Origin of the sequence: Brumimicrobium salinarum (assembly GCF_002844555.1) — a bacterium.
GTDB classification, from domain to species: domain Bacteria; phylum Bacteroidota; class Bacteroidia; order Flavobacteriales_D; family Crocinitomicaceae; genus Brumimicrobium; species Brumimicrobium salinarum.
The window spans coordinates 198,657-210,733 of sequence record NZ_PJNI01000007.1 but is presented as its reverse complement, the minus strand read 5'-3'; the positions used below and the strand labels follow the sequence as shown (position 1 = coordinate 210,733).

10 protein-coding genes are annotated in these 12,077 nt (G+C 34.8%); 2 read left to right on the top strand and 8 right to left on the bottom strand.

The genetic code is table 11. The features are described from left to right. Positions 1 to 24: 24 nt before the first annotated feature. The 3 genes from CW751_RS07610 to CW751_RS07600 form a co-directional block, all read right to left on the bottom strand. Positions 25 to 477 carry a hypothetical protein gene (locus CW751_RS07610; protein WP_101334408.1) on the bottom strand — a complete coding sequence of 151 codons (453 nt, stop codon included), beginning with the start codon at positions 475 to 477 and terminating at the stop codon, positions 25 to 27. A gap of 37 nt (positions 478 to 514) precedes the next feature. Next, on the bottom strand, positions 515 to 1,777 hold the full coding sequence (aroA, locus tag CW751_RS07605) for a 3-phosphoshikimate 1-carboxyvinyltransferase (protein ID WP_101334407.1): 1,263 nt from the start codon (positions 1,775 to 1,777) through the stop codon (positions 515 to 517). A gap of 151 nt (positions 1,778 to 1,928) precedes the next feature. After that, a complete protein-coding gene (locus CW751_RS07600; RefSeq protein WP_101334406.1) occupies positions 1,929 to 2,888 on the bottom strand; it encodes a DUF3078 domain-containing protein in 960 nt (319 codons plus the stop codon). A gap of 158 nt (positions 2,889 to 3,046) precedes the next feature. Here CW751_RS07600 and CW751_RS07595 point away from each other — a divergent pair, with 158 nt between their 5' ends. After that, on the top strand, positions 3,047 to 4,225 hold the full coding sequence (locus tag CW751_RS07595) for an acetyl-CoA C-acyltransferase (protein WP_101334405.1): 1,179 nt from the start codon (positions 3,047 to 3,049) through the stop codon (positions 4,223 to 4,225). A gap of 127 nt (positions 4,226 to 4,352) precedes the next feature. Here CW751_RS07595 and CW751_RS07590 read toward each other — a convergent pair whose 3' ends face one another. The 5 genes from CW751_RS07590 to CW751_RS07570 all read right to left on the bottom strand — a co-directional run bounded on the left by CW751_RS07590 (position 4,353) and on the right by CW751_RS07570 (position 9,280). Then, positions 4,353 to 4,829, bottom strand: coding sequence for a hypothetical protein (locus CW751_RS07590; RefSeq protein ID WP_101334404.1), 477 nt, complete (start codon positions 4,827 to 4,829; stop codon positions 4,353 to 4,355). A 17-nt stretch (positions 4,830 to 4,846) separates the two neighbouring features. Then, positions 4,847 to 5,641: a (Fe-S)-binding protein gene (locus CW751_RS07585; RefSeq protein WP_101334403.1), complete on the bottom strand. Its 795-nt coding sequence runs from the start codon at positions 5,639 to 5,641 to the stop codon at positions 4,847 to 4,849. 27 nt (positions 5,642 to 5,668) lie between these two features. Beyond that, entirely contained in the window at positions 5,669 to 7,003 is a 1,335-nt protein-coding gene (locus tag CW751_RS07580; RefSeq protein ID WP_101334402.1) for a (Fe-S)-binding protein, read from the bottom strand. A gap of 17 nt (positions 7,004 to 7,020) precedes the next feature. Beyond that, positions 7,021 to 8,061 carry an MlaD family protein gene (locus CW751_RS07575; protein ID WP_165779251.1) on the bottom strand — a complete coding sequence of 347 codons (1,041 nt, stop codon included), beginning with the start codon at positions 8,059 to 8,061 and terminating at the stop codon, positions 7,021 to 7,023. Between the two features lie 64 nt (positions 8,062 to 8,125). Beyond that, on the bottom strand, positions 8,126 to 9,280 hold the full coding sequence (locus CW751_RS07570; RefSeq protein WP_165779250.1) for an N-acetylmuramoyl-L-alanine amidase family protein: 1,155 nt from the start codon (positions 9,278 to 9,280) through the stop codon (positions 8,126 to 8,128). A 66-nt stretch (positions 9,281 to 9,346) separates the two neighbouring features. On the opposite strand from CW751_RS07570, the gene CW751_RS07565 reads away from it, so the two are divergent. Further along, entirely contained in the window at positions 9,347 to 11,890 is a 2,544-nt protein-coding gene (locus CW751_RS07565; RefSeq protein ID WP_101334399.1) for a putative LPS assembly protein LptD, read from the top strand. The last annotated feature ends 187 nt before the right edge of the window (positions 11,891 to 12,077 follow it).

Genomic DNA, 12,077 nt, shown 5'->3' with positions numbered 1-12,077 from the left:
TGTGAGCTTTTGAAAAGTTGAGGTTTATTCGATTGATAAAATTTCTTGTTCCATATTGTTCAAAACAAAACGATCTCCTTCTTTTTTGTTCAATAACAATTTACCCAGTGGCGAACCTGTAGAGATAGCGAAAACCACATGTTCCCCTACTAACACCTTTCCCATGCTTAAGCCTAAAAAATATTTTCCTGAATTCGTTGTTATTAATGCTCCTGCTGTTGCTTTTAAATTTGACTCTTGAATCGGGAGGCGAAACAATTCATTTCTCATCATTTTAATTTGATGAATACTTCTTTGCGCATTATCCATTTCCTGTTGCATCATGGCTCGGCTCGTTTCATATTTATCTCCAGCACTGCTTTTAGTATCATTATTCCTTGATTCTAAAGCATCATTATAGGTTTGTTGAGCCATTTTTAATCGCTCATCCAATACATTTTTAATCTCGGATACCACTTTACTCTTTAATTCTTCCATCGCTATTAATATCGCATTTTTTTCAATTCAATTAATTTTAAAGTGTTAAAAAATCTCTATAAAAGTTCGGATATGACTTATCAATTGCATTTGCCCCTTCAATCGTAAAAGATAATTGAGTACCAATTGAAAAGAGACTCATAGCCATAGCTATTCGGTGATCATTGTGAGATGAAAAAACAATTTGATCTGATAATATAGGTTTGCCAATACCATGAACAATCATTTTATCGACTAATAATTCAATCTTCACCCCTACTTTTTCACATTCTTGCTGTAATGTTAATCCCCTATTACTTTCTTTGTGCTTTAACCTATTCACTCCCTTTATAACTGACTTTCCATTAGCATAAGCTGCTAAAACAACCAATGGAGGAAACAAATCTGGACACTCTGTCGCATCAAATTCAAAGGAAACAATTTTATCTCGTTTAATTGATAATATATTATTTTTCCAAAGAACTTTAGCACCTGCTAATTCTACAGCATTCAAGATAGCCTTATCCCCTTGTTTTGAATTTTCTAAGAGTCCAGATAATTCCACCTCACCTCCTATTGCAGCAGCAACAATATGAAAAGAAGCTGCACTCCAATCACCTTCTACATCATAAACAATTTCTTTTTCAATTCTTTGATTTCCTTGTATCTGGAAGGATGCAAAATCGTTGTTTGAGACTTTCAGTCCATAGTGATTTAATAAATCGATAGTCATTTCAATGTAAGGCTTACTTTTTAAATCCTTAACAGAAATATATGTATCTGATTTTAAAAATGGTGCAACAATTAAAAGTCCTGTAAGAAACTGAGAACTTACGCTTCCATCAATTTCTATATTAAATTCAGAAATTTTTCCACCAATAGTTATGGGCAATTTACCGTTATTGGATTGCACGTTTTTTCCAAACTGTTTCAAACCATGAATAACCATCTCCATTGTACGTTTCAATATAGAGCCTTGACCATTCACCGTGAAATCTTGTTCAAACAACAAGGCAAATGAACTAAACAGGCGCGTGCTTAAACCAGACTCGCCACAATTTATAGATATATTGCGGTTACTATCAAAGTCAATTCCTCTATTTAAAATAAAAGCATCACCTTTCCTATCAAATTGAGCCCCTAAATCCTTAAGGATATTTTGAGCTGCTACACAATCATCACTTTCAATCAAGCGGTTAATGGTTACCTTATTATTGCTCATTCCTGCAATCGCAAGTGCTCTTTGGGCATAACTTTTCGAAGAAGGGAGCTGAACTTTTCCACTGATATTTGATTTTGGTTTAATTACAATTTTATTCATATTAACGAAGATAATTACTTGTTTGGTGAAAGCGTAGAAATGTAAGTTTAAAATTCAAAAAGAGAACCGGATATAATTAAAACGCTGAATATAAAAAAGCCTCGATTATTTTATCGAGGCTTGGATATAAATTCTTTATGATGTTACAAGGCTAGTCTTTCTCTTCTTTAAAATTAGCTAAACGATATGCAATTCCAAGACCAATAACTTGCTTAAATTGGGTACGCGGACCTTTATTTCCATTTCTATCTTCAATTTCTACATCATCATCATAAATAACGTTCAATTGTAAGTTAGCAGAAAACCATTTGTTGATCTTAAAATCAAGAATTAACTCTCCATTTACATCAATGTTTTGTGGATTATTAATATAACTTGAGAATAATTCTAATCTTGATTTCAAGTTAATATTTTCCATCAATTCTTTTTGATAAATAACTCGAAAGTAAGATCCTAATTCTGCGCGAAAATTTTCTCCTTTTTTAGTTAATTGTCCCAAACTATTGTATTCAGCAGCTGCGACACCAAAAGCTCCTTCATTCGCCAAGGTTTGATCATTAACAAAGGTAAACTTCCCTGACAATGGAGAAAGTAATATTTTCAAGTTATCATTGGGAATATATTCAATACCTAATGAAACGCTAACATATCCAGGTGCCATAAATGTAGACGAACGGATAGAATCTTCAGGGTTTGAGTATCCATCTAAATACTGTGTTCTGAAACCTCCCAAAAGAGATATATACCAGGGATCTTTTAAACCATAAGAAAAGGTAGATTGTAAATCTATAATATCATCTGTTTTCTCTAAATCTTCATCGAAATATTGAACACCACCAATTCCTGTAGATAATGAATTTGCCCATTTAAATCGGTTTTTACTATAGTCTGCACTTGCATTTATAAACCCTAATCCAGATACGTTGTTTCGACCACCTGCTGCCCAATTTGTAAAAGAGGACTGCGTCACATTTAAAGAGAAAATACTTTTCAACTTCCAATTTGATGGTTCTTCGGCGGGAGAATTTGAATCTTCTTGTGACCAAAAATTAGGTGTGATAAAACAAACAAGTAAAATACAAAACAAATAATTTTTAAAATTGCTTGACATTGGTTAATTAAATTTAAAGTTAAATAAAAATTCCATGCAAAATTGATGTTTTTTCGAAACAATTCCTAATCCATTAAGTAGTTATTCTGTGATTATCATGTATAAAAGTGAAGAATTTCGTACATTCGTGGCAATTAAAAAAAGAAAAATACAATATCATGAAAGAAGTTTATATTATTTCTGCAGTGCGTACACCAATGGGAAGTTTCCTAGGTGGATTATCAACAGTACCTGCAACGAAATTAGGAGCAACAGCAATTAAAGGTGCAATTGAAAAAGCCAACATTAAATCAGAAGATATCAATGAAGTATTTATGGGAAATGTGCTTCAAGCAAATTTAGGACAGGCTCCTGCTCGTCAAGCAGCAATGTTTGCGGGTATTTCTGACCAAGTTCCTGCGACTACTGTTAACAAAGTATGTGCTTCAGGAATGAAATCATTGTCTTTAGCTGCACAAACAATCTTAGCAGGTGATAACGATATCGTTGTTGCTGGTGGAATGGAAAACATGAGTAGTGTTCCGCATTATGTAAACGGAAGAAAAGGTCAAAAATTAGGTGACATCAAAATGATTGATGGAATGGTGAAAGACGGTTTGACTGATGTTTACGACCAAGTTCACATGGGATCTTGTGCTGATGAATGTGCAACTGAATATGAATTCTCGAGAGAAGATCAAGATAATTTTGCAATCAACTCTTACGAGAAAGCAGCTAAAGCTTGGAAAGAAGGAAAATTCAATGACGAAATCGTTCCTGTTGAAGTTCCACAAAGAAGAGGTGAACCTGTAATCGTAAGTGAAGACGAAGAATTTAAAAACGTTAAGCTAGAAAAAATTAAAAGTTTACGTCCGGCTTTTAGCAAAGATGGAACAGTTACTGCAGCAAATGCATCAACGCTAAATGACGGTGCTTCTGCTTTAATTTTAGCTTCAAAAGAGGCTGTTGAAAAGCACGGATTAAAGCCAATTGCAAAAATCGTAGGATATGCTGATGCTTCACAAGAACCAAAATGGTTTACAACTGCTCCAGCAAAAGCTTTACCAATTGCTTTAGACAAAGCAGGAATTGGTGTTAAAGATGTTGATTACTGGGAATTAAATGAAGCTTTCTCTGTAGTTGGATTAGCAAATACGAAAATCTTAGGGATCGATCCAGAAAAAGTGGATGTTAACGGAGGCGCTGTAGCACTTGGACACCCACTTGGAAATTCGGGTTCTAGAATTATTGTAACATTGATCAATGTACTGAAACAAAACGGTGGTAAAATTGGTGCTGCTGGAATTTGTAATGGTGGAGGTGGTGCCTCTGCTATGGTAATTGAAAGTGTAGATTAGGTATTAGGCGATGTGTAGTAAGGGCGATTTGCAAATCGCCCTTACACAAATTACCCCTACGCTCAATGATTATATAAAACAAAAAAAGCAGACCTAAGTCTGCTTTTTTTGTTTTATAATAATAATCTTAACCGACCATTTGAGCAAAACTACTTTGCTCTATAGCTCTTGGCCATGCGGATCGCAAATCACCTAGTGATGAAATTAGCGGATCGTAAATCATGGCTGATTTGTTGTCATTGAGTTCAGAAAAATGAATTTGTTTGATCTCTTCATTTTCTTGAATGGTAACATTCATTCTGTTGAAAAAGTCAATGCCTAACTCACTTCCTATTTCTTTCATTTCTTTTACAGAAGCATCCACAGAACACCCTGATGGAGGAACCAATGAATCGTTTACAGCAATTACTGCAAAGTAAGGATTCAATACTTTGGAAGTTGCCCAAAGTTCGTTTCCGTGCGCTGCCCAAGTAGAAACAAAAGATTGTAATCGTTCTTCCAATTCCTTTACTTCGGTATCTTTCATGGCTCTATCACTTTGATATAACCAAACTTTAGATTGATCAGGGAATTGGCTAAATAAATCTTTCGTTGAAGTTTCCATTTTACCTTGTCTTAATTTTATAAATCAGCAGCCGTTGCAATCAACTCTGCTACATCAATAACTTCAATATTTTCTTCTTGGTCTTTGTTCTTAACACCGTCTGTCATCATGGTATTACAGAAAGGACAACCTGTTGCAATAATATTCGGCTTTACTTCCATTGCTTCTTCGGTTCTTTTCACATTTACCTCCTTATCACCTTTCTCGGCTTCTTTAAACATCTGTGCACCTCCAGCACCACAACAAGTTCCTTTGGCTTTACAATTTTTCATTTCAACCAATTCAGCGTCTAGTTTCTCAAGCATAGAACGCGGCGCTTCGTATACGTTGTTTCCTCTACCTAAGTAACAAGGATCGTGGAAAGTAATGCGTTTTCCTTTAAAGGTATCTCCTTCTTTCATTTGCAACTTTCCGTCAGCAATTAAAGATTGAATTAACTGCGTATGGTGAACTACTTCATAGTTTCCACCTAATTCCGGATATTCGTTTTTCATTGTGTTGAAACAATGCGGACAACCCGTTACAATTTTTTTGATTTCATAACCATTTAAAACTTCAATATTTTGCATGGCTTGCATCTGAAACAGAAATTCATTTCCTGCACGTTTAGCGGGATCCCCAGTACAAGACTCCTCTGCTCCTAGTACTGCAAACTTCACCTCACATTTATTCAGAATTTTCACGATTGCTTTCGTAATTTTCTTTGCTCTGTCATCAAAACTTCCTGAACAACCTACCCAGAATAAAATCTCTGGAACTTCTCCGTTTGCAGTCATTTCTGCCATTGTAGGAACTTTCATCAAATCGCTCATAATATCTTTTTGTAATCAATTCATAATTTATTGTTCGTCCTTCCAGTTCAATCTATCATCTGGACTAAATTGCCATGGAGCCCCATTATTTTCAATGTTTGAAATCATTCCAGCCAATTCTGTTGGTACTTTTGACTCCTCCATTACTAAATAACGACGCATATCCATGATAATAGACAATGGGTCTATATTAACAGGACAAGCTTCTACACAGGCATTACACGAAGTACACGCCCATAATTCTTCTTCGGTGATGTAGTCGTTTAATAAACTCTTACCATCATCATAATCTTTACCGTTTTTTCTTAATCCAGCCCCCTTCTCTTCCAATCGGTCACGTGTATCCATCATAATTTTACGTGGAGATAACAGTTTCCCCGTTTGATTTGCTGGACAATTCGAAGTACATCTACCACACTCTGTACAAGTGTATGAATCCAATAAGTTTTTCCAAGTTAAATCTTCAACATCTTTAGCCCCAAACCTTTGTGGTTCACCTTCTGGTTCTTCTGGAGCTGCATAAGGATCAGCATCTGGATCCATCATAAGCTTAACTTCCTTCATTACAGCATCCATATTTGTAAACTGACCTTGTGGATTCAAGTTAGAGAAATAGGTATTTGGGAAAGCCAAAATAATGTGGAAGTGCTTAGAGAATGGTAAGTAATTTAAGAAAGTGAATACCATTACAATGTGTCCCCACCATCCAATTCTCTCAATTATATGAAGTGTAGATTCACTCATTCCTCCAAAAAGTGCTGGACCTATAAATTGAGATACGGCAAAATTAAAAGAATCATCACCTAAATCTGTAGCATGTGAAAGACCTTGTGCATATAGAACTTCATCTGCACCATTCATCATAAAGATAAAGCAGATCAAAATTAACTCCATTACAAGAATTAAGTTACCATCAAGTTTTGGCCAACCTTTCATTTCTTTCATATTTAAACGTGGAACTTTAATCAAGTTTCGTCGGGCCAAGAAAATAAAAGTGGCTACAAAAGCGAGAATGGATAGAATTTCAATAAAAGAAATCATAAATGTATAGAAACCTCCAAGCGAAGCTCTAAACAAACGGTGCTCCCCAGAAATTCCATCGGCAATAATTTCTATCAATTCAATTTGTGTAATTACAAACGCTGCGTACAAACAGAAATGCAAGAATGCAGGTAAAGGACGTTTAAACATTTTCTTTTGTCCTAGCGCAATGAGTGACATTACTTTGATTCGTTCTCCTTTATTATCAGAACGGTTCACATCTCGACCTAAAAGAATATTGGCTCGAATTTTACCAACATTCATTGCAAAAAAGCCAAAACCTGCAACAAGTAATACAACAAAAATTATAATTGATATCATAGATTAGTATTTTAATTTTACTGAATTGTGTCTAAAATTTTCTTCAACTTTTTCTCTTCATCTTTTGTAATTGGAACACCTTTGGTTTTTGAGCCAAAAACAGAGAAGTGAATATATCGTTCTGGATGAACTTTAATATCATCAACCAAATTCTGAAGTCTTTCGTTCGTTTCATTAAGTTCATCATAGAGCTGCTCATCTTTCAACAATTTACCTAAAGTCCCATTTCCTTCAGATGTCTCCGCAAGTAAACCATTTAACTTTTTCAAAGTAACCGTTGCTTCATTAATTGCGCCTTTAAAATCAACGGTCATTATAGAATCTGTTATGCTCACCACATTTCCAACTGCCTTTTGTATTTCAACATTTGTTTCCTTAAAGTTATGGGTAATATTTTCTACATTATCAAAGATTCTACTGAGTTTTGCCTTTTCATCTAAAATCATATTATCGATATTGTAGGCCACTCTTCCAAATCGAGATATGGCTATTTTCACTTCATTTAATCCTTCATCTAAAGTATGTGCAGCTGAAGTATCCCAAAAAACGGTAATCGAATTGACAATATTATCGATTGAAGTCATTAAATCTTCTAGCTTTCTTTTTACAGGCAATAATTGTGTTTCAATTTGCTCAGTTATTTCCTGACTCACGGTCCCTTCTAAAGTATCTCCTACTTTATGATAGCCTTTTTCAGCGATAAAATTTTGTTGAAGTTGAATTCCAGTACTCAAGACACCTGGAACAATTTTTATCCCGGAACCTTTCGCCAGACTCAATCCTTCAGTTTGAATACTGAATTTAACCAAAACACGCTTATTGGGATCAGTATAAGTGTTTGGATTAACCAAATCTACATTAAGTACCTTCCCTATTTCCACCCCGTTTAAAGTAACAGATGAAGAAGGAGCTAATGTTCCTGAAGTAGGGAAGTAAGCATAGTATACCTCATCACCACCAAAGAAGCTATTTCCTTTTAAATAGTTCACTCCAAATATCAAGAGTGCTGTTGATAAAATAACTGCTAATCCGGTTTTAAATTCTTTAGATACTTTCAATGCTTTGTATTTTGTGCTAAAATAATAGTTAAAGATTAAAATTAATAAGATTAGTCAACATTTTCTACTTCTTCGCCAATTTTATTGCTTTTGCTATAGGAATTCTTTCTCCATTTAAGAAAGCCACAACAAATGCATGTTCAAAACCAAGCTTCTGCATTTTCTTTTTGTACGTATTTGCAGAATCGAAGTCGTTTTCAAACATTCCGGCAGTATATTTAAACAAGCCATCTTGTTCATATTCGCGAACATTCACATTCATAAATCGCTTATGATTTAGGGCTAATTGCTTTCTCGATGTTTCAACCTGCACTTTAAAATAAATCTGATCTTCTCTTTCTTTAAAAGCAATTTTATCCTGACCTCCTTTTTCTTTTTTAATTTCTTCGATAGAAGCTTCGAAACCCTCGCCATTTTCAACTAGGGTATTCACGCCATCTATTTCTGCAACATATTCTTGAAAGGCTTTAAAAATAGTATTTGCCATTTTAATTTGATTCACAGGATCATTTAAAAACTCCTCCTCGCTACTGTTGGTCAAAAAACCTGTTTCAATCAATACACTCGGCATCGTTGTTTTATAAAGGACTAAAAATCCAGCTTGCTTCACCCCACGATCTCGTCTTCCAATAGATTTGAACTGTGCCTGAATTTTAGATGCTAAATTTATACTTTGATTTAAAAACACACTCAGTTGCAATTGTCGCGCAATAATAGCATCAGGAGAAAGTTCAAAATCTTTATATTTCTCTTGACTATTTTCTTCAAAAAGAATAGTACTATTCTCTCTTTCGGCTACTTTTTGCTGACTCTCTGTTCGATGAAGTCCTAAAACATAAGTCTCTGTGCCATACGCTGCTGAACCAGCAGCATTAGCATGAATAGAAATAAATACATCTGCATGATTTTCATTCGCTATTTTAGCACGCTGATCTAACTCTATAAACTCATCCGAATCTCTTGTAAAAATCACATTAATTTCAGGATATTTACTTTTTATGTATTCTCCTAGTTTAACTCCTATGGCTAAAACAACAGTTTTTTCATTGGTAATCCCCCCGTGACAACCAGGGTCTTTTCCCCCATGTCCAGGATCAATAACCACAGTTTTTATTCCACTAGACAAAACATCATCTAAAGATTCTTCTTGAGCAAAACTAGCATAAACTAGCCCCAAGAAATTAATAAATAATATTGTTTTAAATATATTTGACCTCACAACAATGTAATTTTTTAGATTTGCATCCGTTTTGTTAGACTATATGTACAAATTTACAAGTTCCTATTGAGCAAAAAATATTCCATAACGCTTTTTTTCGTCGTTGGGTTGTTAATAATCTTATTAACCCCCAGTGGATTTGCACAAGACACACTTGTTTCTGCAAATAAAGATCGCATCTACAGGATTGACGATTCGATGGATTCGCGGGTTTCCTTCTCTTGTAGAGATTCGATTGTTGCCAATTTAAAGAATAACACCATCTCGATGTATGGTGAAGCAATAGTTAAATACGAGGGTATTACAATGACAGCTGACTTAATTGAGATGGATACCGAAAAAAAAGAAGTCTATTGTGTGTACACCCTTGATGAAGAAGGTAATCGAATTGGAATTCCAAAATTTGAGGATGGTTCAGAATCTTTTACCGCCGCTACAATACGTTATAATTTTGAATCTGAAAAAGGCTATATTGAAGAATTAAAAACCCAGCAAGAAGAAATGTACTTGCACATGGGCGTTGCTAAGCGACAACAAAATGAACAAGTGCATTTTACACAAGGTAAATTTACAACTTGTGAATTGGACGACCCACACTTTCACTTTCAGTTATCAAAAGCAGTAATGGTACCCAATGAAAGAATTGCGACAGGTCCTATGAATTTATGGGTAAAAGGAATCCCTACACCACTAGGTCTACCTTTTAGTGTTATCCCGACAAAAGATCAGGAAATGGAAAATGGTTTTATCATGCCAATGATTACGCCTGTTTCACAATTTGGTTTTGGGTTTCAAGATTTAGGCTATTATTTCCCCATTAAAAAATCTGATCAAATCCAAACTACATTTTACGGGAGTTTGTACTCTAGGGGGACTTTTGAGCTAAGAAACCAAACAGATTATAAAAAAAGATATAAATTTGGAGGTGTACTTAATTTAGGATATAGTTCATTTAGAAAACCGTTTCCTGCTGATAGTATACGAGATCAAAAAATAGTTGTTCAGTGGAGGCATCAGCAAGAAGCAAAGGCAAATCCATATTGGCGTTTTAATTCAAGTGTAAACTTCCAATCCGACAATACAGGAAAAACAGATCTTGATCCATTGAGTCAACAATACTATCAAAACAACTTTAACTCCGATATAAACTTAATCCGATCCTTCCCTGGGAAACCTGTTACGATTGGTTTAAAAGCGGCGCTAAAACAAAACTCTGCATCACAAAACATCGATGCAGACCTTCCCACGTTAAGCGTTAATGTAAATCGTTTCTTTCCTTTTAAAGGATTACGTAAAAACAAGATTGGAAAAGAAAAATTTTATGAAAAGATAGGAGTAAGTTATAGCATGGAGGCTAAAAACCGAGCAATCTTTGGAGATTCACTCCTTTCTAATAAACGATTTGATTTGATCCAAGACCGAATGCAAAACGGAATAAAACATGATTTATCTATTAATTACCCATTAAAACTTTTTAGTAAAATTGTGACCTTAAGCACAACCGCACGGTATAACTTACGAATGAACTTCCAATCCGTTGACAAAAGATATGACAACGACCTAAACAGGGTGGTCAACGATACGTTGCAGGGCTTAGGAATTTCTCAAGATGCTTCAATTCGCTCCGAATTATCTACAAACTTATACGCTTATTACGATTTCATTGGAAATAGTGGAATGAAAATGCGTCATGTTATGACTCCCAGTGTTTCTATACAATTACAACCCAATACAAGTTCATTCAAAACGGAAATATTAGGCCCAAATAATGACGAGTATTATTACTCACCCTATGAAAACAGCCTGTATAGAGAAAGCGCAGGAAGAGATGTTGGTTTGATTAATTACTCTTTAAACAACACATTTGAATTAAAACATCGTAACCGTAACGACACCATTGGAGAAGAATTTAAGAAAACAAGAATCATCGATGCACTTTCTATTTCGGGAAATTATGACATTTTTAAAGATACTATGCAATTCTCTGATATAAATCTAAGACTAAGATTCACTCCCTTAAAAGGATTGAGTGTTGTGTCTTCAGCCTCAATAACACCCTACGCTTGGAATGAAAATGGACTCGCTTACGATCAATACGCATGGAAAAACAATCAAGGACTCGGCCGCCTTACAAAGGCCAACATCTCTACAACCTACACCTTTACGAAAGCAGAGTCGAGAGATAAAATAAAACGTAATCAAGAATTAATGGGAGATCACTGGGGCGCAGACTACCAATATTACAGACTTCATCCGCAAGAAGTAATCGATTTTGATATACCTTGGAAAATTAACCTAACACACACTTACTTTGTCCAGCTTAACAATTCAGCTAGCGAGCGTTATAAGCAAACACAAAACCTAGTCTTATCTGGAGACGTTAGCTTTACAGAAAGGTGGAAAGTGGCTTTAAATTCAAGTTATGATTTAAAGGAAATGAATTTAACGCAAACGCGAATATCATTAACGCGAGATATGCACTGTTGGCAACTCTCATTTTTCTGGACTCCAGTTGGAGGACAACAGAGTTTTCTAGTTCGATTTAACGCCACATCAGCACTTTTCCAAAGCGCAAAACTAGAACTGAGAAAACCCCCAGAATTTCTTTAATTGAATCACCTTGATAAGTTTATAATTATTAAAAAACTAACTCCTCGCTATAACACAACTAACATTTTCATATGCTAAAATTGTTGTACATATATTCTGAAGTGATAATTACTGACTGTGGATTTTTAAAATTTGAAAAACGTATTTCTTAGCTGAAAAATAAAGATTTCTCGTAATCTTATTAAAA